General features: G+C 46.4%; 24 protein-coding genes and 1 pseudogene. 13 read left to right on the top strand and 12 right to left on the bottom strand.

What is annotated here, in order from left to right:
• The first annotated feature begins 587 nt into the window (after positions 1-587).
• From QUA78_RS16310 to QUA78_RS16295, 4 genes are all read left to right on the top strand, one after another.
• Positions 588-1,046 carry a GatB/YqeY domain-containing protein gene (locus QUA78_RS16310; RefSeq protein WP_172193402.1) on the top strand — a complete coding sequence of 153 codons (459 nt, stop codon included), beginning with the start codon at positions 588-590 and terminating at the stop codon, positions 1,044-1,046.
• Positions 1,047-1,428: 382 nt separating this feature from the next.
• Positions 1,429-3,087, top strand: a complete 1,659-nt coding sequence (locus QUA78_RS16305; RefSeq protein ID WP_333398903.1) for a protein kinase domain-containing protein — start codon at positions 1,429-1,431, stop codon at positions 3,085-3,087.
• A 60-nt stretch (positions 3,088-3,147) separates the two neighbouring features.
• Positions 3,148-3,855: a dethiobiotin synthase gene (bioD, locus tag QUA78_RS16300; protein WP_333302904.1), complete on the top strand. Its 708-nt coding sequence runs from the start codon at positions 3,148-3,150 to the stop codon at positions 3,853-3,855.
• Positions 3,856-4,108: 253 nt separating this feature from the next.
• Positions 4,109-5,323 carry a M20 family metallopeptidase gene (locus QUA78_RS16295; protein WP_333302905.1) on the top strand — a complete coding sequence of 405 codons (1,215 nt, stop codon included), beginning with the start codon at positions 4,109-4,111 and terminating at the stop codon, positions 5,321-5,323.
• Positions 5,324-5,571: 248 nt separating this feature from the next.
• Here the strand turns inward: QUA78_RS16295 and QUA78_RS16290 are convergent, their stop codons facing one another.
• Together QUA78_RS16290 and QUA78_RS16285 are read right to left on the bottom strand one after the other, a co-directional pair.
• A complete protein-coding gene (locus QUA78_RS16290; protein WP_333302907.1) occupies positions 5,572-6,552 on the bottom strand; it encodes an aldo/keto reductase in 981 nt (326 codons plus the stop codon).
• A gap of 67 nt (positions 6,553-6,619) precedes the next feature.
• A complete protein-coding gene (locus QUA78_RS16285; protein ID WP_333302908.1) occupies positions 6,620-8,011 on the bottom strand; it encodes a glycoside hydrolase family 10 protein in 1,392 nt (463 codons plus the stop codon).
• Positions 8,012-8,293: 282 nt separating this feature from the next.
• On the opposite strand from QUA78_RS16285, the gene QUA78_RS16280 reads away from it, so the two are divergent.
• The 3 genes from QUA78_RS16280 (at position 8,294) to QUA78_RS16270 (ending at position 11,274) form a co-directional block, all read left to right on the top strand.
• Positions 8,294-9,541 carry an FAD-dependent oxidoreductase gene (locus tag QUA78_RS16280; RefSeq protein WP_445302369.1) on the top strand — a complete coding sequence of 416 codons (1,248 nt, stop codon included), beginning with the start codon at positions 8,294-8,296 and terminating at the stop codon, positions 9,539-9,541.
• A 126-nt stretch (positions 9,542-9,667) separates the two neighbouring features.
• Positions 9,668-10,327: a DUF2834 domain-containing protein gene (locus QUA78_RS16275; RefSeq protein ID WP_333302912.1), complete on the top strand. Its 660-nt coding sequence runs from the start codon at positions 9,668-9,670 to the stop codon at positions 10,325-10,327.
• Between the two features lie 194 nt (positions 10,328-10,521).
• Positions 10,522-11,274: a gamma-glutamyl-gamma-aminobutyrate hydrolase family protein gene (locus QUA78_RS16270; RefSeq protein ID WP_333302914.1), complete on the top strand. Its 753-nt coding sequence runs from the start codon at positions 10,522-10,524 to the stop codon at positions 11,272-11,274.
• A 4-nt stretch (positions 11,275-11,278) separates the two neighbouring features.
• Here the strand turns inward: QUA78_RS16270 and QUA78_RS16265 are convergent, their stop codons facing one another.
• The 8 genes and pseudogenes from QUA78_RS16265 to QUA78_RS16230 all read right to left on the bottom strand — a co-directional run bounded on the left by QUA78_RS16265 (position 11,279) and on the right by QUA78_RS16230 (position 16,298).
• Positions 11,279-11,467, bottom strand: coding sequence for a CPXCG motif-containing cysteine-rich protein (locus QUA78_RS16265; RefSeq protein ID WP_015176827.1), 189 nt, complete (start codon positions 11,465-11,467; stop codon positions 11,279-11,281).
• Positions 11,451-11,912: an SRPBCC family protein gene (locus QUA78_RS16260; RefSeq protein ID WP_333302915.1), complete on the bottom strand. Its 462-nt coding sequence runs from the start codon at positions 11,910-11,912 to the stop codon at positions 11,451-11,453. Before QUA78_RS16260 ends, QUA78_RS16265 begins: the two co-directional genes overlap by 17 nt.
• Before the next feature lie 12 nt (positions 11,913-11,924).
• Complete coding sequence (locus QUA78_RS16255; RefSeq protein WP_333302917.1) at positions 11,925-12,275, bottom strand: transcriptional regulator; 351 nt, start codon at positions 12,273-12,275, stop codon at positions 11,925-11,927.
• The gene (locus tag QUA78_RS16250) at positions 12,268-12,555 is read right to left on the bottom strand and encodes a type II toxin-antitoxin system RelE/ParE family toxin (protein ID WP_333302919.1); all 288 of its coding nucleotides are present in this window, start codon (positions 12,553-12,555) and stop codon (positions 12,268-12,270) included. The genes QUA78_RS16255 and QUA78_RS16250 overlap by 8 nt, the downstream gene beginning before the upstream one ends.
• An 88-nt stretch (positions 12,556-12,643) precedes the next feature.
• Positions 12,644-12,757: pseudogene (locus QUA78_RS16245) on the bottom strand (SRPBCC family protein); the annotation flags it as partial.
• A gap of 115 nt (positions 12,758-12,872) precedes the next feature.
• The gene (locus QUA78_RS16240) at positions 12,873-14,510 is read right to left on the bottom strand and encodes a radical SAM protein (protein WP_333302921.1); all 1,638 of its coding nucleotides are present in this window, start codon (positions 14,508-14,510) and stop codon (positions 12,873-12,875) included.
• Positions 14,511-14,862: 352 nt separating this feature from the next.
• Positions 14,863-15,375 carry a signal peptidase II gene (gene lspA / locus QUA78_RS16235; RefSeq protein WP_333302923.1) on the bottom strand — a complete coding sequence of 171 codons (513 nt, stop codon included), beginning with the start codon at positions 15,373-15,375 and terminating at the stop codon, positions 14,863-14,865.
• A gap of 344 nt (positions 15,376-15,719) precedes the next feature.
• The gene (locus QUA78_RS16230) at positions 15,720-16,298 is read right to left on the bottom strand and encodes a biotin transporter BioY (protein WP_333398901.1); all 579 of its coding nucleotides are present in this window, start codon (positions 16,296-16,298) and stop codon (positions 15,720-15,722) included.
• 383 nt (positions 16,299-16,681) lie between these two features.
• On the opposite strand from QUA78_RS16230, the gene pstS reads away from it, so the two are divergent.
• The 4 genes from pstS (at position 16,682) to pstB (ending at position 20,939) form a co-directional block, all read left to right on the top strand.
• Entirely contained in the window at positions 16,682-17,869 is a 1,188-nt protein-coding gene (gene pstS, locus QUA78_RS16225; RefSeq protein WP_333304738.1) for a phosphate ABC transporter substrate-binding protein PstS, read from the top strand.
• Positions 17,870-18,092: 223 nt separating this feature from the next.
• Positions 18,093-19,049, top strand: coding sequence for a phosphate ABC transporter permease subunit PstC (pstC, locus tag QUA78_RS16220; protein ID WP_333304739.1), 957 nt, complete (start codon positions 18,093-18,095; stop codon positions 19,047-19,049).
• 34 nt (positions 19,050-19,083) lie between these two features.
• Entirely contained in the window at positions 19,084-19,977 is an 894-nt protein-coding gene (gene pstA / locus QUA78_RS16215) for a phosphate ABC transporter permease PstA (protein WP_333304740.1), read from the top strand.
• Positions 19,978-20,138: 161 nt separating this feature from the next.
• Positions 20,139-20,939 carry a phosphate ABC transporter ATP-binding protein PstB gene (gene pstB / locus QUA78_RS16210; protein ID WP_333304741.1) on the top strand — a complete coding sequence of 267 codons (801 nt, stop codon included), beginning with the start codon at positions 20,139-20,141 and terminating at the stop codon, positions 20,937-20,939.
• 231 nt (positions 20,940-21,170) lie between these two features.
• On the opposite strand, the gene QUA78_RS32890 is transcribed toward pstB, so the two are convergent.
• Positions 21,171-21,434: an NblA/ycf18 family protein gene (locus QUA78_RS32890; RefSeq protein WP_445302394.1), complete on the bottom strand. Its 264-nt coding sequence runs from the start codon at positions 21,432-21,434 to the stop codon at positions 21,171-21,173.
• A gap of 135 nt (positions 21,435-21,569) precedes the next feature.
• Here QUA78_RS32890 and QUA78_RS16200 point away from each other — a divergent pair, with 135 nt between their 5' ends.
• Both QUA78_RS16200 and QUA78_RS16195 read left to right on the top strand, forming a co-directional pair.
• Positions 21,570-22,166: a phycobiliprotein lyase gene (locus QUA78_RS16200; RefSeq protein WP_333304743.1), complete on the top strand. Its 597-nt coding sequence runs from the start codon at positions 21,570-21,572 to the stop codon at positions 22,164-22,166.
• Between the two features lie 248 nt (positions 22,167-22,414).
• Positions 22,415-23,173, top strand: coding sequence for a phycobilisome rod-core linker polypeptide (locus tag QUA78_RS16195; protein WP_333304744.1), 759 nt, complete (start codon positions 22,415-22,417; stop codon positions 23,171-23,173).
• A gap of 383 nt (positions 23,174-23,556) precedes the next feature.
• On the opposite strand, the gene QUA78_RS16190 is transcribed toward QUA78_RS16195, so the two are convergent.
• A complete protein-coding gene (locus tag QUA78_RS16190) occupies positions 23,557-24,522 on the bottom strand; it encodes an RluA family pseudouridine synthase (RefSeq protein WP_333304745.1) in 966 nt (321 codons plus the stop codon).
• Between the last annotated feature and the right edge of the window lie 155 nt (positions 24,523-24,677).

Below are 24,677 nucleotides of genomic sequence, written 5' to 3'. Positions count from 1 at the left end.
ATAAAGCTATAAATTATACTTTGATACCGTAGGTTAACCAGTAAAAAACTTTTTAAAGGCATAATTTATTACTTTACTTTCGAGCCGACATTCCGCACCCTCAACGGTCACAATCGGTTTTTACTTATTTTTATCCAGCAATAAAGCTATAAATCATACTTTAATACCGTAGGTTAACGGGTAAAAAACTTTTTAAAGGCATAATTTATTACTTTAAAGATAGAGTTTTCTGCGTAATTATGCTGTGTGACACCCCAGGCTGCGGAATGTGGGTTAAAGATAGAGTTTTCTACGTAATTATGCTGTGTGATACCCCAGGATGCGGAATGTGGGCTCTAGCGATATCATTACTGGCAGAAGTACGATCGCACTTCTGCCCCTACGTCTCAAAATTCTGGCGCGAGCCAATTTGGGGTCGAGGCTGGAAGTCTAGCCGCCCAAAATTCAGTCGAAGGCCGAAGGCATCCGGGTTTAATGCAATAAAAATGCCACCAACAGGCAATAAACTTGAAAAATACTGTAAAAAAAATTAAGAATCGGGAGCGAACTCCAGATTTTTGATATCGGGCAAAGCAAGGTAGAAATCGATGAGCTTAAGAGAACGCATTGACGCAGAAATCAAAGCAGCCATGAAGTCCAAGGACAAAGTTCGCTTGGAAACAGTTCGCGGCATCAAGAAATTTATTCTCGAAAAAGAAGTCAGCCTCCGTCCCTCCGGCCAAGACACGCTGACAGAAGCTCAAGAACTGGAAATTTTGATGCAAATAGCGAAACAGCGCCGGGATTCGATCGAACAATACCGCAAAGGTGGTCGCGAAGATTTAGTCGCACAAGAGGAGGCGGAGTTAGCAATTGTTGAAGAGTATTTGCCGCCGCAGATGTCAGACGAAGAGGTGAGTCAAGTCGTTGACGAAGTGATTGCTTCGGTTGGCGCTACTTCTGCAAAAGATATGGGCAAGGTGATGGGCAAGGCAATGCAGCAGCTTAAAGGCAAAGCAGACGGTAACAGAATTCAAGACATGGTGAAAGCAAAGCTTAGTCAGTAGTCAGCAGTCAGTAGTCAGTAGACATCTCCCATAAATAATCTCAAGCTTTATAGAGATGTATGGCTTAGGCCGAGGCGCGACAATTTATTAGGGCTAAGACCAAAAAACCCGGTTTCTACGAAAAATCCTGCATTTCTCCCTTGAGATATTGACGCAGAAACCGGGTTTTCGATCGGATCTGCGGGTTGCAACCTGTGTATTTTCGTGAAAAGACCCGGTTTCTCAGCATCCTTGCGTTCAATAATGTCAAAAAAATGTACAATGCTAATTTTGGTCGGGACTGGGGACTACAGACAGTGAAGTATGCTCAAGAGCATTAAAGACATAGCATTACTAAGTCTGTGAGCGATCGTCTATTTTTTAACAGTTTCTACTTAAACTTATGCAGCCACCTATTGCTATTGGAACTCTCCTACAAAACCGCTACCGCTTGGTGAATATTTTAGGTCAAGGAGGATTTGGCCGGACTTATTTAGTAGAAGATTTGGGGCGGTTTCAAGAACGCTGCGCCCTGAAGGAATTGATTCCGGTGCAAAGCGGGCCTTACGTTTTGGAAAAATCGAAGGAATTGTTTCAAAGAGAGGCGGCAATACTTTACCAAATAGGGCACCCACAAATTCCCCAGTTTCGGGCAATATTTGAAGAGAACCAGCGTTTGTTTTTAGTGCAGGATTACGTGGAAGGGATGACTTACCGCGAACTGATGCTCGATCGAACTTCAACAGGCCGCACCTTCACCGAAGCCGAAGTCTTGGTATTTATCCGGCAAATGCTGCCGGTACTGGCCCACATCCACGCCCGCGGCATCATCCACCGCGACATCTCCCCAGAAAATATCATCCTCCGTGAAAACGACAAGTTGCCAGTGCTGATTGACTTTGGAGTGGTGAAGGAACTCGCCACCAAAGTTCAGTCTCCCGAAGGAACAGCCCACGCGACAACTGTCGGCAAAATCGGCTACGCGCCGATGGAACAGTTGCAAAGCGGGCGAGCAACTGCCAGCAGCGACCTCTACGCTTTAGCTGTAACGGCGATCGTCCTGCTGACGGGCAAAGAACCGCAGGAATTGCTCGATCAAACAACGCTGCAGTGGAATTGGCAGCAGCGAGTGCAGGTGAGCACGGGTTTGGCATTGGTGCTGAATCGGATGTTGAGCCGGTCTCCGGGCGATCGATATCAATCTGTCAGCGAAGTCGCCCAAGCACTCGACAACCAAACTAATCCTAAGCCTAACCAGACAACTGTACCGCCCGCGCCAGCAGCGGTGCCGTCAAATGCTTCGCTAATACCAACGGTGGCCGTGGGCAGGCCGCCGGAGCCAGCCGCCCAGAGTTCCCACCCGCAAAACCAGCCAGACCCGTTAATTGAGCCTGTTGGGGGCTCTTTTTGGGACAATCCCATCGCTGCGATCGGACTGCTGACGGGCTTAGTAATCTTGACTGGCTTCGGTTCCTGGGCCTTAGTAGGCTCATTTCTCAACAATTCGCGCCCCAAACCCACTCCGACACCGCCAGCACTTACAAGTCCGACGCCGACACTAACTCCGATACCAAACCCGCTACCTTTGCCAACCCCAACCCCGCAACCTTTGCCAACCCCAAGCCCAGAACCTTTGCCGGAACCAAGCCCAGAACCTTTGCCAGAACCAAGCCCAGAACCTTTGCCGGAACCAAGCCCAGAACCTTTGCCGGAACCAAGCCCAGAACCTTTGCCGGAACCAAGCCCAGCACCAAGCCCAGCGCCAACTCCGACACCCAAACCGACGCCAGCGCCGACTCCAGCGCCCAAACCGACTCCGAAACCGACGCCCGCACCAACTCCCGCACCCAAACCGACGCCCGCACCAACTCCCGCACCCAAACCGACTCCCGCACCGACTCCCGCACCGTCACCGGAACCGGCCCCAACTCCCGCACCGTCACCGGAACCGGCCCCAACTCCCGCGCCGTCGCCGGAACCGGCCCCAACTCCCGCACCGTCACCGGAACCCGCACCGTCGCCGGAACCGGCCCCAACTCCAGCACCGTCGCCGGAACTCTAAACTTCTGGCAAAATTCCCCTAGACTGATGTTGAGGCCAATTACTTGTTAGCTATTTGCCAATGAACTCGCTGCTAATTGCTGGAACTGATACCGACGCGGGCAAAACTGTTTTGACCAGCGCTCTGGCTGCTTATTGGCAAATGTATTTTCCCGATCGCAGTTTGGGAATTATGAAGCTGTTGCAAACGGGAACGGGCGATCGCGAACTCTACAACCGTTTGTTTTCCCTCGACCAATCCCCCGAAGAACTCAATCCGCTGCACTTTGATGCGCCTCTAGCACCGCCGATCGCCGCCGAACGGGAGGGGAGACATATCGAACTCGAAAAGGTCTGGACGGCGTGGCAAAGCCTCTCTGAGCGCAAGGATTTTGTGTTGGTGGAAGCTTTGGGAGGACTGGGATCGCCTGTAACGTGGGAACTGACGGTGGCCGATATTGCCAGGGATTGGCGGCTGAGGGGGGTTTTGGTAGTACCTGTGAGGTTGGGGGCGATCGGGCAAGCTGTGGCCAATGCTGCTCTGGCCAAACACACTGGTTTTAAGCTTAGAGGTATTGTGCTTAATTGCGTTAAAGCTTGTTCCGAACAAGAAATTGCCGATCGAGCGCCGGTAGATTTGATCCAGTCGCTGACTCAAATACCTGTGTTGGGTATTTTACCGCATTTAGATGACCCGACTGACCTTGCTAAATTAGCTAAAGCAGCTTCACAATTAGATTTAGAGCGGTTACTGCCGGGGGTTAATTTAGTTCCTCAGACTTCTAAATAACCCTATTCTACACATCTCTCTTTCTCATTCTTCTCTTCCTCTGCGTTCTCTGCGCCCTCTGCGGTTCATAAAAAAATCTCCTGCACAACTCAGATAGGATTGAAGAAGATTTTATTTTAACCGCAGAGAGCACAGAGAACGCAGAGAAAGAGAAGAGAGAGCTTCAGAAATTATTCAGGGTTGCTATAATTAGCAATTACCATTTATTAAGTAATACAACCTCAAAGTTAATCAAAAAAAAGGAGAATAAAACATGGTTTCTACTTTACCGAATTTAACCTCTGTGGATTTATCTCAATTGCGGCTGGAGATTAGAAATTTGCAGCCTCAGCTAGTCGAATGGCGTCGCCTTTTGCACCAAAAACCGGAGTTGAGTTTTGATGAAAATTTAACGGCGCAGTTTATCTCGCAAAAGTTGCAGGAATGGGGAATAGAGCATCAAACTAATATTGCTAAAACTGGTATTGTCGCCACTATAGACAGCGGCAAACCGGGGCGGGTTTTGGCAATTCGGGCGGATATGGATGCTTTGCCCATTCAAGAGGAAAATGAGGTGGATTATCGATCGCAGCATGATGGAATTATGCACGCTTGCGGTCACGACGGCCACACTGCGATCGCCCTCGGTACTGTTTGTTATCTGGCCAAGCACAAACACAGCTTTTCGGGTAAGGTAAAATTTATCTTTCAGCCCGCCGAAGAAGGCCCAGGGGGCGCAAAACCGATGATTGAAGCGGGAGTTTTGAAGAATCCTGATGTTGATGCGATCGTCGGCTTGCATTTGTGGAACAATCTACCTTTGGGCACTGTAGGCGTCCGCAGCGGCGCGTTGATGGCGGCTGTCGAAGTTTTTGACTGCACGATTTTTGGCCAAGGTGGACACGGCGCAATGCCGCATCAGACTGTGGACTCGATCGTAGTTACAGCCCAAATTGTCAGCGCTTTGCAGGCAATTGTCGCGCGGAACATTGACCCGATCGACTCAGCGGTAGTAACTGTCGGCAAATTCCACGCAGGCGACGCCCACAACGTGATTGCAGACACCGCTCAAATCGGTGGCACGGTGCGCTATTTCAATCCAGCATATCAAGGTTATTTTGCCAAGCGAATCGAGCAAGTAATTGCCGGAATTTGTCAGAGTCACGGGGCTAATTACCAATTAGATTATTGTTCGCTGTACCCGCCAGTTATTAATGATTCTAGAATAGCTGAATTGGTGCGCGGCGTCGCAGAATCCGTTGTAGAAACTCCTGCGGGAATCGTTCCCGAATGTCAAACAATGGGCGGCGAGGATATGTCGTTCTTTTTGCAAGAAGTCCCCGGTTGTTATTTCTTTTTGGGTTCAGCAAATCCCGAGAAAAACTTGGCTTACCCGCACCATCACCCGCGTTTTGATTTTGATGAAACTGCACTGGGGATGGGTGTAGAAATGTTTGTGCGGTGTGTGGAAAAGTTTTGTGTGATGTAAATCAGGCTTTCAGGGGCGGGCTAGAAGCCTACCCCACAAGAAAATTTAGTTTTTGTGGAACAGGCATCTTGCCTGTTCATGAAAATGGTACAACATCTCACATCTTCCACCATTCTCGATAAGCCTTTTATGGGCGTTGCTCAAAGCCCACCACACAAGAAAATTTAGTTTTTCTAGAACAAGCAAATTCATGTCTTGTGGAACAGGCCGGAAAGCCTGTTCAGGAGAATGGTACAACATCTCAGATCTTACCGAGTTTGAAAGATATTCTGCACCATTTTCTTATCTACACTCGCCGCCGCCTTATCCAATTGGGCAATCTCCCCGGAGTCTAACTCCCAGCCCAAAGCACCAATATTATCCATCGCCTGTGCCGCAGATTTCGCCCCCGGAATCGGAATAGTTTCTTTGCAGATGCACCAGTTAATTGCTACCTGCGAAACAGTCTTGTTTCTGAATGCCGCTATTTCTCGCAAACACTCCAAAAGCGATCGCATTCCCGGAAGTAGCTGCTTGCACGCCAAACCTCGAATGCCTTTAGGAAGAGAGCCATTTTCCGAGTATTTACCCGTCAGCAAACCCAAGGCTAGAGGACTGTAAGCAATCAATTTTATCCCCAATTCATCGCAAACATCTTTCAATCCGAGTTCTGTCACCGGATAGGTAGAAAGTAGCGAATATTGCACTTGTAAAGTAACAATAGGAATTTGGCGATCGCTAAATTTCCGATGCACCCATTTCAGCCGTTTCGGCCCGTAATTAGACAAGCCCACTCCCTTGACCAATCCTTGCTCGTAAAGGTCAGCCAAACCGTCTAAAAGAGCGCTTTCTTGCCAAGGAGCGTAATTGGCTGTAGACCAGTGCATTTGCACCAAATCTACATTTTTTCCGAGGCGCGCAGCAGAGGCTTTGCAAGCCGATATCATTGATTGTCGCGTCAGTCTCCAAGGATAAGCAGCCAGTTTTGTCGCAATACAAATACTCTCTTTATTTGCACCTTGATATTGTTGAGAAAACTGCCCCAAAAGCTGTTCGCTGCGTCCATTTAATTTCCCTGTTCCGTAAGAGTCGCCGGTATCGAATAAAGTGACACCGCTGCTGACGCAAAGATTGAACGCCGCTTGCAATTCCTCGTCCATACTTTCATTGTAGCCCCAGAGGAATCTGTTGCCCCAGGCCCAAGTGCCGCAGCCCATTTTTGGCAGTAAAATTTTTTGGTTAGTTTGCATTTTTATTGACGATTAATGATTGAGTTCGCGGTAAGGTGCGCAATGCGCACCCTAATTTTTAATTATTTTACGTGGTTGGCAAGGGCGAAGGTGCGCTGTTTTTGGTAGGTTGATCCGGCTTAGCTTTGGGGTCTGGTTTGGGTGGCGCAGGTGGAGGGAAAGTAGCCGCACGTCTGGGTATTTGTAGCGCTGTTCGGAATGCAGAAGACGGGAAGAAATCGCTAAATTGAGAAAGTCGAACTGCGATGGGTTCTGGTGCAGATTCCCACAAGCTTTCGTAGTAGAAGAAAGCGACGCCTAAGCCGTATCCTTGGACTGCTTGCACCTGAGATTTAATTTGCTGAATCGGTACTGGGTTATTTCTCAAACCTGTCATAATCCCAACTCCGGTGGGAATTTTTTGCTGTGCTTCTTGCATTTCTGGACGGTTAATCTTGTCCAAAAATGATTCTAAATTGGGACGGTACACTTGCACGATTAGCTCGTCGGCAATATCCAAACGCACCCAAGCCAGCCAATCTTGCAGGTGATGTTTGTAAGCAAACTCGTAGTAATTGGGAGAAATCGAGAAAATTGCATTGGGTTTGACTGCTTTGACGGCTTGATTTAGCTGCGACATAAAAGCGGTAATTTTATTGGCTCGCCACTGCACCCATGCTGGATCTTGAAAATCTTTGGGTGGCGCTTTTTTTGTTTCTTTGGTATACAAAGCAACTGTGTAGTCATCATAGCCAAATTCCGACGGCAAACTCATGTGATCGTCAAATTGAATGCCGTCTGCGTTATATTGAGTAGTGATTTCTAGTACGAGTTCGGTAATGAATTGCTGCACTTCTGGATGAAAGGGATTGAGCCAAACTACTTCGCCGCCGGCGTCGTTTGATATTTGGTTGCCGTCCTGTTTTTGTGTCAGCCACTCGGGATGATTTAAGGCTAATTCTGAGGTGGGAGGAGCCATGAAACCAAACTCAAACCAAGGAATTACTAGCAGGCCTTGGCGGTGAGCTTGATCAATTAAATCTGCGAGCATATCTTGTCCGTCTAACCCTCTGTAAACAAAGGGTTGAATGTCTCTTTGCTGCGCTACATAGCTGGGATACATTGCATAGCCAGAATTCCAGGCTACAGGATAAATAGTGTTGAAATTTAACCGCTTTAATTGGCTGACAGCATCTCCTAGTTTGCGACGATCTCTGAGGATGTCTTTGTCGTTTGTCGTCATCCAAACGCCGCGAATTTCCTGGCGGGGTTGCTGGGCGATCGCCGGAATCAAGTTCTTCGCCAGCAATACTATAATGAATGAGAGGGCAAACAGAAGCGGTAAAAGAGTTTTAATCGATCGCTGCCAACTGCGGGGAATGATGCGTAATGTCATAGTTTTGAATGGTGAGTTAGCTGTAGAAACACACCCCGGCATAATTTGGTGATAAAATTTGCTCGTTCTACAGTCTACAACCATTGGTGCTGAATGTGGAATCGGTTAAGTGCAATGGGTGGATTGATGTTATGCGATCGCAACTGAGCGAAGTATAATCCATGAGACAGAGAGTAGGTGAGAGCATTCTGTCAAAGTGCTGGGAAATCATTGATTACGCACTGCAAGCTCTCCTTACCGGAAAGTGCCTCCAAGGATGCCTAGTGCTGTACAATATCGGTGCTGGAACTTCTCGATCGAACATCTGTAATTGTGAAAGATTTAGTCTTAATTGGCGGCGGTCACAGTCATGCTATTGTATTAAAAATGTTCGGCATCAAACCGCTGCCTGGAGTGCGTTTGACTCTGATTAGCGATGTCCTGCACGCGCCTTATTCGGGGATGCTGCCGGGGCACGTTGCCGGGTTTTACAATTATGATGAATGTCACATCGATTTGCGATCGCTCGCGGAATTTGCCGGGTGTCAAATATTGGTCGATCGGGCGATCGCGATCGACTTTAACAAAAATTTAGTTATTTGTCAAACTCGCCCTCCGGTTAATTTTGATTTGCTTTCTGTCGATATCGGCAGCACTCCCGCGACTTTATCTGTACCGGGTGGCGCAGAATATGCAATTGCAGCTAAACCCGTACCGCAGTTTTTAGCTAGTTGGAATCAGTTAATTTCCGAAAGGCAAAACCATCCCCAAAAACCGCTGCGGATCGCCATTGTGGGCGGCGGTGCAGGCGGCGTAGAATTAGCATTAAATATGCAATTTCGATTGGGTAAGGAAGAGGGAAGAAGGAAGTTCGGCAACGAGCAATGTACGGGATGTAACGGATGTAACGGATGGATATTGAGGGAAGACGCAAGAGCCAAGGAAGAAGAAGAAGAAGAATTAGAAATTCATTTGTTTCATAGCGGTGCTGAATTGATGCCGGGACATAACAAACGGGTTCGTCGCCGCCTGAAAGAAATTCTGATGAGTCGTGGGATTAAACTGCATTTAATGGAAAAAGTTAGTGCTATAGAAAAGCCAGAAACGATTGACATAGAAGATAATCAAGAATGCCCGATGCCCAATGCCCAATGCCCAATGCCCAATGCCCAAATTTCCTGTGAATCTGGTTTAAAATTAGAGTGCGATCGCATTTTTTGGGTGACACAAGCATCGCCAGCTAATTGGCTCAGAAAATCCGGTTTAGCCACAGACTCAAACGGCTTCATGCAAGTCAACGACTGCCTGCAATCAGTCTCTCACCCCAACGTATTTGGGGCTGGAGACATCGCCGCGATGGTTAATTATCCCCGTCCCAAAGCAGGCGTGTTTGCCGTGCGTCAGGGCAAACCGCTGTTTGAAAACTTGCAGCAGTTTTTATTGCAAAAACCGCTGAAACCCTTTGCACCGCAGGAACAATACTTAGGGTTAATTGGTACGGGGAATAAAAGGGCGATCGCATCTCGCGGATCTTTCATGTGGGAATCGGCGCTGCTGTGGTATTGGAAAGATTGGATCGATCGCCAATTTATGCAAAAATTTAGCAATCTGCCCAAAACCGGCAATACCAAATAGCAATACATTCAGATATTCTCCTCTCTTCCTCTGCGTCAATAGCGTCCTCTGCGGTAAATAAAAAAAGTCTTATTGAAAAAACCTTTAAGATTGTTATAGTAATATCAGAAGTCAGAAAAACTAACTATGTTCAGAAAAATTGGATTTTGGCTGCTGTGGATTGCATTTAGCACCTACGCCTTTGTATTTGCACCACCCGACAGCCCAGAAACCATCACACTAATTACAAATCTTTCCACAGGCAAAATAGCAGACATCAACCCTTTAATTGTAGCTTTATTCAACATCATGGGAGTCTGGCCGCTCATCTACAGTTGCGTCTTATTTGCTGACGGCAGGGGGCAGAAAATACCTGCATGGTTATTTGCCACTTTATCCTTTGGCGTCGGTGCCTTTGCCTTGCTGCCTTATTTAGCCCTGCGGGAACCGAATCCAGAATTTCCCGGTCATAAAAATATCTTTTTAAAGATATTAGACTCCCGTTTTACTGGAATTTTCTTAACATTAGCTGCTGTTGGTTTAGTTGCCTTTGGCTTGACAAAAGGCGATTGGTCTGATTTTATTGAACAGTGGCAAACCAGCCGTTTTATCCACGTAATGAGTTTAGATTTTTGTATGCTTTGCCTACTATTTCCTGCCTTCTTAGGAGACGATATGGCGCGCCGAGGAATGCAGAACTCTACAGCATTTTGGGCAGTAACATTAGTACCGCTGTTCGGGCCATTGGCTTATCTGTTTACGCGCAAACCGCTGCCGGGAACTAATACTAAAACTGTTACAAATTAGACAGCAGTGCAGGGAATTTTCAGTTTAATCTAGGAATCAATCACAATAAATCAGACAAGAAACAGGCAAGATGCCTGTTTCACAATAATTAAGTTTTATTGTGGGTGGGCTTCGAGTCCGCCGATAAAAGACTGATTACAAATAGTGCAAAATCTGAGTATTAATCTAAATAATTATCTCCCAGTTTCTAGCAAATGAAAAAATTTCCTATCGTTGGCATCACAACACATAACCGCTGTTCAGCAGGCGCATATCGCTTAAATGGAACTTATATTGATGCTGTTCAGGCGGCTGGTGGCATTCCTATTTTACTGCCGCCCAATCAATTAGATCCGGCGAGTATTTTTGATGCAGTAGACGGTTTAATTTTTTCCGGGGGCGGAGATATCAACCCAGAACTTTATGGCGGTTATGTCGATCGCACAGTTTACTCGGTTAATGCAGAACGCGACAATTTTGAATTAAACTTAGCAAAGCTAGCTTTGAAGGCTGACATACCTGTGTTGGGAATTTGCCGGGGAATGCAAATGCTGAACGTAGCCAGCGGTGGCAGTTTGGTGATTCACGTACCGGATGCTTACGGAGACGAGGTTAATCACGGATCGGGAATTCCCCCGCGTGCGATCGAGCATACCATTGAAATTGAGCCAAACAGTCGGCTAGCAAAAATTATGGGAAAAACTTCAACAACAGTTGTTTCCTGGCATCATCAAGCAGTGCGGAAGGTAACATCCGATTGGCGAATTGTAGCCGATGCACCTGACACTTTGGTAGAAGCAATGGAGCACTGCTATCACCCTTGGATGATAGCAATTCAATGGCATCCGGAAATGTCGCCAAACTGTTCGGTAAACTCTCGAATTTTTCGGGCTTTCGTGGAAGCAGCATCTTCAAAATTTATGAATTCTACCAAGTCAGCATCAAAGACAATTCATACATTTTTATAGTCACTTATTCTTGATAGTCAGTGTCTATCTCAATATCGAGAGTATCTTCATCTATTCTGACATACAGAACATTCGGGCGACAGCAAACTTGGCAATCTTCAATATAAGATTGTTCCATACCTGCGCTGATATCAACAAAAGTTGTACTCGGTTCGCCACAAAAAGCACAGTAATATTCAGCCGTTGTTTGCATCTTTTTCACACTCTCTTTTGGTGACTTCGTGGCGGTAGCGAAACATATCTGTTAACCGCATTTCCACCCACCAACCTAACAACAAATCGACAATCGGGCCGCCCGGTATCGAAAATGCGATCGCATCTGTCAATCTAGTCTTGCCATTTTCTGAGGTAAACTCGTGTCGGTGAACCCAACGTGCCATCGGCCCCTCAGTTTGTTCATCAACAAACAAGCGATATTGTTCGCACTGAGTGTGAGTCGCCACCCATTTTACAGGAATCGGCCCCAATAACAGGCGAAATTCTGATACAGCACCCACATCTAGTCCCCCTTCGCGGCGAATGATTTTCACCGGTTGCCAAGGAGGAGTCAAAAGTTGCAGAATGTCCGGCCTTTCGTGAAAGTTCCAGACTGCTTCAACGGTGGCATTAATTAGGGATGAATATTTAAAATTGGGCATTGTATCGTTGGGCTAGACACTTAAGTGCGATCGCGTTTCAGCATTTGCAGTATTATCCTCGGTATCAGTACAAACAGCAACTGTTAGTTTCAATCCCAAAGCATTCAGCCAATTTCCCAGATTATAAATCGCATCACTTCCTTGCTGCGACAGCAATTCATCCAGTTTTTTTAAGTGCACTTCATATTGTTCTGGAGTCATTTTTGGTTGACCGAGAGCTTCTGCTACATTGCTAAGTACCATTTTTAGCAGTTCTGCCTCGGGGTTTTCTTCTTCAAAAAAAGCCTCTAGATACATAGCAGAATCTATTGGGTTTTTGAGAGATTGTATTAGTGAGGGATGGTAAGGTAAACTTTTAGGCATTATCTTCACTCCTGTAATCAGTCCAGTATTTGATAGCTTGCTGTATGTCTCGGTCTTGAGTGCTTTTATCCCCGCCTATTAAAAGCAGGATAATAGTTGTGCCGACTTGTCCGAAATAGATTCGGTATCCAGGGCCATAATCTATTTTTAATTCATAGACTCCTTCTCCAACAAATCGATAATCTCCGAGATTGCCGAGTTGAACTCTGTCTAATCTCAACTTAATTCTAGCTTTAGCTTTGCCATCTCGGAGAACATTAAACCATTCCTCGAAAGGCACTCTGTTGTCTGGCGTAGTATAACGGTGAATTTCTTTCGGTTGGACTTCTGGCGTAATTTTATTATAGTATGTAGCTCCTCATCTTATATTGAACCGATTGCCAAGGCGGAGTCAAAAGTTGCAGAATGTCCGGCCTTTCGTGAAAGTTCCAGACTGCTTCAACGGTGGCATTACTCAGCAACGAATATTTAAAATTGGGCATTTTCTAGATTAAGTTAAACAGTTATTTCCGATCGCGTTTCAGCATTTGCAGTATTATCCTCTGTATCAGTACAAACAGCAACAGTTAGTTTCAATCTTTTGCATCCCGCTATTTCCTAAGTCGTCAACTGCAAATCCTTCGTCCTAAAATGACTCATCGCCTCCGCTAAATGCTTCTTCAAAGTCGCCTCCGGTAGCGGCCCTTTTAAATGACTCCAAGGCAAAACCCGATCCAATTCCCACTCTTGAAAAACATAAAAATCCATCTCCGGCAACTGTCCCCGCAACTCCTTAAAGGCTCGCCGATAACTGCCCAAAGTATCGCCGTAATGCCGCACTAATTCCAACAGCCGAGACAACCGCCGATCGCCCTTTGACAACAAACCCTGAATCACCGACCAGTTATAGCTTTCAGGTCTAAATTCTAAACCTAACTTCCGCAATTCTTTATCTAAAAACTTCAGCCTCTTCTCCGCATCTTTATTCACTCCAAACCACTGAAAAGGAGTGTGTGATTTCGGGACAAAAGTGCTGCATCCCAGAGTCAACCGCAAACCTGGAACAGCTTTTCTAATCGCCCGCATCATCGCCACAGTCTCCTCTAAATCCTCCATTTCTTCGCCGGGAATCCCCGCCATCCCGTAAAGTTTAATTCCCTTTAAGCCGCCAGCCTTAGCATTGATAGCAGCTTGGATAATTTCGTCATTTGTGAGTTTTTTGTTAACGATTTTGCGGAGGCGATCGCTCCCGCTTTCCACCGCAATTGTCACAGATTTGCTGTCTCTGTTCGTCAAGATTTCTGCCAATTTAACTGTCACCGTATTCGTCCGTACCGAAGAAAGACTCAACCGCACGCCGTCGTACTTCGGATGATTCAAATGATCCAGCAACGCTTCAAATTCCGGGTGCTGAGTGACCGAAGCACCCAACAAACCCAAACGATTAGTCACAGCTAAACCGCGATCGATCGCCGGAATTAGCGAACCCTCCAAACTCGCAGTTCTAAACGGCAAAGTCAGATAACTTGCCAAACAAAAACGGCACATTTCTGGACAACTCCGAACCACTTCCACCATGTAAATATTTTCCCAAGCCGCTTTTTCTGTCACCACAGTGGAAGCAGATAAAGTATTGCCGCGATAAGTCTGTTTTTCAACCATACTGGGAATTCCCGAATCGACAGGCTGAATCGATTTAATACCCTCAGCCACATCCAGATAAGTTACTTCGTACAAACTGGGGACGTAAACTCCCGGAATTTGGGCTAAATGCCGCAATTTAGTTTGTCTGTCCGCGGTACGGACTTCTTTACAAGCATCAATAAAATTGTCAATGAGATTTTCGCCATCTCCCAACAAAATCACGTCAAAAAAATCGGCAAAAGGTTCGGGATTAGCCGTAAAAACCGGACCGCCGCCGAAGACTATCGGATGATTATCAGTTCGTTTTGACGCCCAAATCGGAATTTCTAGAGATTCCAATAAATTTAGAATATTTACATAGTCTAGTTCCCAAGAAAGCGAAAATCCCAGTAATTCTGGATGTCGGGGAAGTTGTTCGCGGATATCCGTAAATAAACGGCTGACTTCAATATCCGATCGCACAGCCAAAGTTGCCCACACTATCTGATAGCCGAGACTGGTAATACCCACCGTGTACTCGTTGGGAAAAGCAAAAATAGTCGGGATAGCATCAGCATCGGGGGTTGCTGGGGCAAATAGTAAGCGTTCTTGGGCAAATGGATTAGGAGTCATCCGATTTTAGATTTTAGATTTTAGATTTTAGATTTTAGATTATGGAATTTTTCCCACGGATAAATCCGGGGGTTTGTGACCTAATTGCTTTGGATCGCGGGCAAGTTTAGCCTTAGCAATAAAAAATATAATTATAGCTCATAAATGACTCTAACCTTAAGTTGACACCTAGACCTTCTGGGAACAGACAACAGACAAATGACCGAAAGCAATTGGTTGCGAGGCCGCCGGATTCATCAGTGGATAAGCAAAAAAAGCTCGGCATCCGATAAACCTGAGAACGGTACAGCCCGTGGGTGGTTAATCGAAAATCGAAAATCGAAAATCGAAAATCGATTGACTTATTTAAAAGTTACTCTGAAATAGAATTGCGATCGTCCTGACTTTTCGGAGTCGGCGGTGCACTGTGAAAAGTTGCAATCAGCAAACAGACAATCCCAGCATTAATAAACACATCTGCCAGATTAAACACCGGAAACCGAATCAGCCGAAAATCGATAAAATCTACAACATGGCCAGAAACAAATCGATCGATCCCGTTCCCCAGTGCTCCCCCCAAAATCAAACCGTAGCCAGCTTGTTCCCAGCGGTTAATTCGCGGCCCGAACCAAGCCAGCACAATCAATCCCACACTAACGGCCAAAGACAGCCACCGCAACCAAATCGCCCCGCCATTGCTGAACAGACTAAAAGCCGCACCAGTATTAACAACATAAGTGAAGTGAAACACCCCGGGTAACAGCGGCTGCGTCTGCGGAGGAAGTGTCAAGTCAAAATTTTGTACCACCCAAAACTTAGTCAGGTGGTCTAAAACTAAACTGATAACAGCAGTAATCCAAAACAAGGGATTTCTTTTAAAACGCATGAATTAAGCAATAGAAAATGGGGCATCGGGCATGGGATAATTTACTCAAATTTCGCTAGTTATTGCCAGCAGAATTCAGTGCAGCAAAGGAATCCCAGCCGCAGCGAGAATACTCTCCCGTTGCGCAATGACAGTATAACCTTATTTGACACAACTACCAATCCCCCATTATCAATCGCCGATTGGCAATTCTCGATTAAGTAAGTAAAGGCAAAAAAACATAGTATCTTGTAAGGGTGGGTTTAGCTAACAATCTATGAGACAAGCGATTTTATGAGTGATCTCACCCGCCCTCCCCATCTAATATTTATTTGTAACTACCTTACCGATTACCAATTACCCAATCAATAAAACATCAAGCGGCGCAAAGTAAATGACAGCACTGCGATCGCACAAACTACCGCCAATTGTCCCGGCAGAGGATAAACCGAATATTTAAGAATCTCATCGAATAAAGGTGTTTTTTTGGCCGGAGGCAGCCAGTAAGTAAAAACTAGATAAATTAAGCCGATCGCGTGAACAGTGAACAAACCGCACAAACAGCTAAAAGCCATAGATTCCAGCCGCGAAGCCACCTTAAAAGCCACCCAGCCGCACACCCAAGCACCAGGCACAAAACCCAGCAAATACCCAAAACTCGCTTCTTTGATATAGCCGATGCCGCCGCCTTGAGAAAAAACTGGCCACAAAGTTAATCCTAATGCCAAATAGGCAATTTGCGAGAGAGCCGCAGCATTTTTCCCCCCCATGCAGCCTACTAGCAAAACGGCTCCAATTTGATAGGTAACACCTAAAGAGTAAGCCTGAAGTCCTCGATCGTCCCACAACCCAATCGGAATTGTGACAGATGCAGGCAAAAAAGTGCCTCCTATCGTCAGGAGCAAACCAATAACAGCCCAGATTAATTCAATAGGAGCAGGCATTATCATCAAACGGCATTCACAAGAACGTATAAGGCAGAAGGCATTCGTCAGATGCAAGCTTGAATGCCCGCAGCTTTTAAATTCTTAATACTAGCACTACCGTCAAAACAACCACCATTGTATGGTTTTCTGGTTCTCAAGCCTCGCTCTTGTGATAATTTAATGGGAAATTTTTCGCGATCGGGCGATCGACTCCTTGTTTCCGTAGCTATGTCTCTGCCCTATATCTTATATATTGACACTTGTCAAGCTCATAAATAACATTAATAATATTAATTAATATTAAATTGCCATTAAGTGTAAAGATTCTTAACCTAACCTTTACTTTTGCGCGCTATGCTGATGCGGGACACCCATATAACGATCGCAGATTTTTTATACCTATGCTTTTTCGTCTCAACTTGATTAATTCAAACCGTCTGACTACTGCAATTTCCGCTATGGCGATCGCCCTCAGTTTAGCAGCTTGCGGCGGTGGCGGCAGCACAACCACAGGCAGCACCCCCAGCCCCGGCGACACCGCAGCATCCCCCGGCGCTTCCCCCGTTGCAGCCACCGGCACAGCGGAAAACACCAAACTCGCCCTAGCCTCAGACGTAGCCATCACCGCAGCCGGCGCCTCATTCCCCGCCCCTCTGTACCAGCGTTGGTTTCAAGACTTCAACAAAATCAACCCCAAAGTACAAATTAACTATCAATCAGTAGGCAGCGGCGCCGGAGTCGAACAATTTACCAAAGGCACAGTAGACTTTGGGGCCAGCGACACCGGCATGAAAGACGACGAAATCGCCAAAGTTCCAGCAGACAAAGGCGTGCTCTTGCTGCCCATGACAGCCGGCAGCATCGTCATCGGTTACAACCTGCCAGACTTAACCGAACCACTGAAACTGCCACGGGATGTTTACGCAGATATCTTCGCCGGTAAAATTACCAACTGGAACGATCCCAAAATTGCAGCCGCCAACCCGGCCGCTAAATTGCCAGACCAAGCCATCACCATCGTCCACCGTTCCGACGGTAGCGGTACCACCGCCGTCTTCACCAAACACCTGAGTGCCATCAGCCCCGACTGGAAAAGTGCAGTAGGCGACGGCAAAACAGTACAGTGGCCCGTAGGCGTAGGCGCAAAAGGCAACGAAGGCGTCACAGCCCAAATTCTGCAAACCGTAGGAAGCCTCGGCTACATAGAATACGGCTATGCCAAAAACAACAATGTCAAATTTGCATCTTTGCAAAACAAAGCAGGCAGCTTTGTCGCACCTACCGACGAATCAGCTTCTCAAGCTTTAGCAACTGTGCCCATGCCGGAAAACCTGCGAGCATTTATCGAAGACCCCGAAGGCGCTCAATCCTATCCAATTGTCACCTACACTTGGATGCTTGTCCCCAAAACAGTTGCTGACCCCAACAAAGCCAAAACCATCGAGGCAATGGTTGAATACGGCTTAACTGAAGGTCAAAAAGTGAGTTCCGAATTGGGCTACGTTCCTCTGCCCCAAAGCGTTAAAGAAAAAGTAGCCGCGGCCGCTGACGGCATCAGCCCAGACTACAAGATTGAGGTTGCCAAATAGTAATTGAAGGAAGAAGGAAGACGGAAGACGGAAGACGGAAGACGGAAGAAAAAAAGAGAGATATTTCTGTAGGGGCGGGTTTTACCAGAAATATTTGTTGAAAAGTCAGGGGATTAATAAACCCGCCCCTCTTTGATTTTATTTATGGTCTTTCTTTCTGCTTCCTTCTAGCTTTTTCCGAAACAGGCTATTTTCCGCTACTATATATTTGGTTTTTTTTTCTATGATTTCAGATAATCACAGCGCTCAATCAGAGAGCCGATCGCGCTCTCAAGCAGAAAAATCCTTAGACCAAGGCTTTATCTGGCTGACGCGGATTTTGGGAATAGGAGTTGGTGTAATTTTGCTGGTAATCGCCCTCACCGTTGCTTACAGGGCTTTACCTGCGATTCAACAGTACGGTTTGGGCTTTCTGTTTGGCAGTAGCTGGAATCCGGTTAAAGAAGAGTACGGCGCGCTGCCGATGATTTACGGGACGATCGTCAGTTCGGCGATCGCGCTCCTAATTGCAGTACCATTAGGAGTAGGGACTGCCATTTTCTTGAGTGAAGATTTTTTGCCGCTGCCAGTCCGCACAGCTTTGGTTTTTTTAGTAGAACTTTTAGCTGCCATTCCCAGCGTAGTCTACGGTTTGTGGGGAATTGCTGTATTGATTCCCATGATTAGCACTGTCGGAAAGTTTCTCAACGGTAACTTCGGATGGCTGCCGATTTTTAGCACTCCGCCAGTCGGCCCGGGAATGTTGCCAGCCGGAGTAATTTTGGGAATCATGACTTTGCCCATTATTACTGCTATCTCCCGCGACTCTTTGGCAAGTCTCCCGCCCGAATTGCGACAAGCATCTCTAGGTTTAGGAGCAACTCGCTGGACAACCATTTTTAGGGTACTCGTACCTGCTGCTTTCTCCGGGATTGTCGGCGGAATTATGCTCGGGCTCGGTCGCGCTATGGGAGAAACAATGGCAGCTACTCTGTTAATTGGCAATTCCAATCAGTTAAGTGCTTCTGTGCTAGCTCCAGCAAATACTATTGCTTCTTTGATGGCAAATCAGTTTGCGGAAGCCTCGGGGTTGCAAGTAGCAGCTCTGATGTACACTGGGCTAATTCTGTTTATTATGACGCTGATTGTTAATATTTTGGCAGAGTGGATTGTTTCTCAAGTAAGAGCGAAGTACAACTAGAAGTTGGTCGCAATTTCCTACATAATTTTAGTTTATGTCAAATAGAGTCTCCGATGAGAATCCTTTGGTATCGAAAACAGACAGCTTAAAGAAGGTTAAAAACAGCCCGCAAGCGCTGTTTAGTCTGGGGATGACTGTACTGGCTGGAGCTAGTCTGGCACTCACTCTGCTGCCTTTGTTTGCAGTGCTTTCCTACGTCACGGTACAAGGTTTCAATCGCCTGAATTTAGACTTATTTACCAAGCTGCCACCGCCACCAGGGCTATCCGGAGGCGGTATTGCTAATGCAATTGTCGGTACATTGATGACGGTGGGAATTGCTTCTTTAATTGCTGTTCCTTTTGGTGTATTGGCAGCCGTTTATTTGTCGGAATTCAGCAGCGGCCAAATCGCTCGCTGGGTGCGCTTTGCTACTAATGTCCTCAGCGGCGTTCCTTCGATTATTGCCGGGGTATTTGCCTACGGTTTGTTCGTGGTAAATATGGGAGGTTTTTCGGCAATTGCAGGGGGCGCGGCGCTGGCAGTGCTGATGTTGCCCACGATTGTGCGGACTACTGACGAAGCTCTACAAATCGTCCCGCAAGATATTAGATGGGCGTCGGTTGGTGTGGGCGCTTCTAATTATCAGACGGTGTTGCAGGTGGTTTTGCCTGCGGCAATTCCGGCTATTTTAACGGGTGTGACGCTGGCAATTGCTCGCGCTGCTGGAGAAACGGCTCCTTTGATTTTCACGGCGCTGAATTCGCCTTTTTGGCCGGCAGGATTTGATAAGCCAACTCCGAGTCTTTCGGTTTTGGTGTACAACTTTGCAACGGTTCCTTTTAAGGCACAGAAAGAATTGGCTTGGGCTGCATCTTTGATTTTGGTGTGTATGGTGTTGCTGACGAGTATTCTTTCTCGCTGGGCTACTCACAAAAAAGTGTATTGAAGTCATTAGTCATTAGTCATTAGTTATTAGTTATTAGTTATTAGTTATTAGTTAGTCGCTGGGTAAGGCTAATAACCAATAACCAATAACCAATAACCAATAACCAATAACCAATAACATTTTCGGCTTATTTTGTAAAAATTGAGAGGATTGTTACCTGTATGATGATGGATTTAGACAAGCAAACGGAAACAATTTTACGGACAGAAAATATCAATATTTTTTACGGCGCTTTTCACGCGGTTAAAAATGTTTGTATGGAGATTCCTAAAAATCGCATTACTGCTTTGATTGGGCCGTCTGGATGCGGTAAAAGTACAATTCTGCGATGTTTTAACCGCCTCAACGATTTAGTTAGCGGTTTTCGTTTAGAGGGTAGAATTGATTACCACGGTCAAAATCTTTACGCTCCTGATATTGATGCTGTGGCGGTGCGCCGCAAGATTGGGATGGTGTTTCAAAAGCCAAATCCTTTCCCGAAGTCGATTTATGACAATATTGCTTACGGTGCGAGGGTGAACAATTATAAGGGGGATATGGATGAGCTGGTGGAGAAGTCGCTCCGCCAAGCTTATTTGTGGGATGAGGTGAAGGATAAGTTGAAGCAAAGCGGTTTTTCTCTTTCGGGTGGCCAGCAGCAGCGTTTGTGTATTGCTAGGGCGATCGCGATTAATCCTGATGTAGTGTTAATGGATGAACCTTGCGCTTCTCTTGACCCGATTTCTACGATTAAGATTGAGGAGTTGATGCGGGAACTCAAGGAGAAGTATACGATTGTGATCGTTACTCACAATATGCAGCAGGCTTCTCGGGTTTCTGACCTGACTGCTTTTTTTAATGCTAAACTTTCTGACGATGGGAAGCGGTTTGGCTATCTTGTGGAGTGTGACAAGACTGAGGTAATTTTCCAAAGTCCGAAGGAAGAGTCTACTTTAGATTATGTGAGCGGCCGTTTTGGTTGAGTCCCCGACAGGTTGAAGCCTGTCGCTACAAAAACTGTCGTCTCTCTATAAGAGACTAAAAACATTTAATTTGCTGAGTATGGTAGCGACAAAAAAAACTGCGTAAAACTTTTCTGAATTTAGAATCCCGCTTTCTTGGAGAAAGCGGGATTCTGGGTTTTATGATTAAAAGCTCGATCGTACTTTTTGCAGATACAAGCCACTGATTTTTGTCAAGAAATGCTGAAGAGTTCACATATTCTTCATCCAATGTTTTAACAGGTTTTCTTTGACCATGTTTTGCCGCATAACTTCGAGCAAGTATTCCTGAGCTTGGTCTTGGCTTAAGCTTTTGACTTGTTCGCGCAGCACTTGAAGTTTGAACTGCTGTTCCATGCTGAGGCTGGTTGTAGGCATATCCATAAATCGCTCCTCCAGTTTGCTGAGATCGATGCGAGATTGATCGGGATGACGTTTCGCAGGATTTGTTGTGTCTCCTACATTGTAAACTATCATAACATTCGCTTGACAATATGTCCAAAGTACACATTTTGAGACTAATTTGTGTAGCAAAAGTACATCTAAGTGGGGGGAGCATTATCATAAAAAGGCGTCAAGACCGGGAAGCCTAAGCCAAAGGAGATAGTTTGTATGAATGCAATGGAGTTTTTTCAAAGCAGTGCTGGGGAGTGGCGATCGCAGCGCAGCACTCACCACCTCGCTTTCCGCCAAGCGGAGATTGGGGATTCAAATATTCAGGTAACGGCGCTGGCTGCGGATGACGCGCGAGTGGCCGAGATTTGCCAGATGCACGAAGTCGATCCGAGCCGGGCTGCTGGGGGGGCTTTTGTAACTTGGCACGGCTCGATGGCGTGGGATAAGGATGATGAGAATCATAAAGGGTCTACGGTGTTCGCGATCGTCCCCGATCCTGAAAATCCCCGGCAGGGTTTGATGTTGCGGGAACGCGGCTATGCGGAAATTGTGCCGGTAGCTGGCCGTTTTGAGATGGATGATGAGGATGGGCTGCTGCTAATTACGGAATACGAGACGATGAGTTCGATCGAGCGTTTTTGGTTTGCTAATCCGAACGTGCGGATGCGAACGAGTACCGTAAAGCGCTTTGGCGGTTTCAGCACTTCGACTTTTTGTACCGAAATTCGGGTGGAACCAGACTCGGATGCAACATCAGAACCCGCAGCAGCTCAAGTGGCCGCCAGCGAGTTTTATTCGGCTCTGGGCTGGTAATTTATTTGACTGTGAACGGTTGACTGTTTACGGTTGACTGTTTACGGTTGACTAAAATCTGCCAACTGCCAACTGCCCACTGCCCACTGACAACAGTCAACAAATGTTACAGATTGTTGCAAAAATTCAGGAAAATCAGATTTAGATTGCGGGAATCCCCTAATCTGTATGTTGGTTAGTTGTATCCGTTATGCTGGCAGCTCACGGTGTCAACTATTTCTGAAATTTGAGATAACGGAGATTTTAACGTGGCGCTACCTTTGATAAGCTACGCCCCCAAGAGCCAAAACCAGCGCGTTGCTGGTTTTGAAGTGGGGAGCGACGAGAAGCCCAGAATTTTCACAACTGAAAATGTGCTCTCGTCTGGAGACATGGAAAATTTGATTTGGGCTGGATATCGCCAGATTTACAGCGAACACCAAATCCTCAAGAGCAACCGCCAAAAGTCTTTGGAGTCGCAACTCAAGTTCGGCCAAATTACTGTGCGGGATTTTATTCGCGGTTTGGCGACTTCTGCTCCTTTCCTAGAGCGGAATTATCAAACTAACAGCAACTATCGGTTTGTGGAAATGTGCGTGCAGCGCATTTTGGGCCGGGATGTCTACAGCGAGCGCGAAAAGATTGCTTGGTCGATCGTAGTAGCCAATAAGGGGCCTCAAGGCTTTATTGACGAGTTGGTCAATAGCGAAGAGTACCTGGATAAGTTCGGCTATGACACAATACCTTACCAGCAGCGCCGAATTTTGCCTCAGCGAGTTGGAGGGGAAACTCCTTTCAACTTGAAAACGCCCCGCTACGGTGAGTACCACCGTTCGCAGCTTGGCTTCCCGCAAATCATCTGGCAGACAAGTGTCCGCCGTTTTGTTCCTCAAGAACAGCAGGCGAAGGCTGGCGATCCGTCGAACTATTTGGGTATGGCGCGCAATATGCCCCTACCTGCTACTCCGCCGCAGCGCGTGCCTCTAGCTAATATCAATATCGACACGATGGTTCCCCGTCGCCGGTAATTGATGCTGCCCTGATGCGATTATTTGTGTCGGGCGATCGACTGAATCGATCGGCTTTTAGGCTGAGAGAGTTTTGAGTCTTGAGTTTTGAGGTTTGAGTTTTTTGATAAACTTGGAATCCAAAACTTAGGACTCATAATTTTTGGGGAAAGAAGGAAGTTAGGCAACGAGCAATCTACAGGATTTAACCGATAAATATTAGACTTGAATTGAATGCCTTCGCCAACTATCTTTAAATATATCTGCGTTGATCTGCGTGCATCTACTTTCATCTGCGGTTTCCCTCTTGCATCAAAGATTTAGGCAAGAAGTTTAATGAAGAAAAAAGGAAGGGGAAAAAATGTTTATATTAAGGACTTTAGCAGTTTTAACTGCCCAAGATATCAAGTGTGAGAGCGCAGGCGCAATATTTTTAGCAGGGTGTTGAATTGCTCTGGTAAAGGTGCGATCGCCTCTATTAATTCTCCAGTTACGGGATGCTGCAATGTCAGTCGCCATGCGTGGAGGGCTTGTCCTGTTAAATTGACGCCGATAGAACGGTTGGAACTGTACATCGGGTCGCCGACAATGGGATGTTTTATTTCGGCTGTATGCACGCGAATTTGATGGGTGCGGCCGGTTTCTAATTGATAGTGCATTAAGCAATAGTTGCCGATTCTTTCTTTGATTGTCCAGTGAGTAACTGCGGGGCGACCGCCTTTTTCTACTGGTACTACTGCCATTTTTTTTCTGTCTGTGGGATGCCGCCCAATGGGTAAGTCTATTGTGCCTGTTTCGGTATTGGGAGCCCCGTAAACTATGCCTAAATATTCGCGGCGGGCGGTTTTTGTTTTGAGTTGGGCTTGCAGGTGTTGGTGGGCGATGTCGGTTTTGGCGATCGCGATCGCACCTGTTGTATCTTTGTCTAATCTGTGCACGATTCCCGGCCGCTGAACTCCGCCTATTTCTGCTAGGGGACAGTGGGCTAACAGAGCGTTGACTAATGTACCGTCTTGGTGTCCGGCTGCTGGGTGGACGACTAATCCGGCTGGTTTGTTGATGATAATTAGGCTGTCATCTTCGTAGAGGATGTCGAGGGGAATTGCTTCGGGCTGCAAGGAAGTGGGCTGGGTTTCGGGTAATGTGAGGTGGATGCGATCGCCCGTTTTTACTGATATTTTTTTCGAGGTGCAGGTTTCGTCGTTGACTTTGACGTTGCCTTGTGATATGAGGGTTTGGATTCGCGATCGAGATAAGTCCGGTATCTGGTTTGACAGCCAAATATCTAATCGCTGATTGACATTACTGCGATCGAATTCCTCTGTATTTTCTACTGTGTAAATCTGTGCCGCAGTGTCTGTTTCTATCATTTACTTTTTACTATTTTTTGCCAAATCTGTAAAGCAAATATCTTAATCATAACATCTTTGAGTGAGTTCGCGAGCGCACGGGTGCGTCGAAACGGGATTGTTTCACAGCAATACTTCCTTTGGACCCGCAGACTGGGTAAAAAACCCGGTTTCTT

Source organism: Microcoleus sp. K4-B3, assembly GCF_036704615.1.
GTDB lineage: Bacteria > Cyanobacteriota > Cyanobacteriia > Cyanobacteriales > Microcoleaceae > Microcoleus.
The sequence above is the reverse complement of the archived record's forward strand: the minus strand, read 5'-3'. Positions and strand labels throughout refer to the sequence as shown.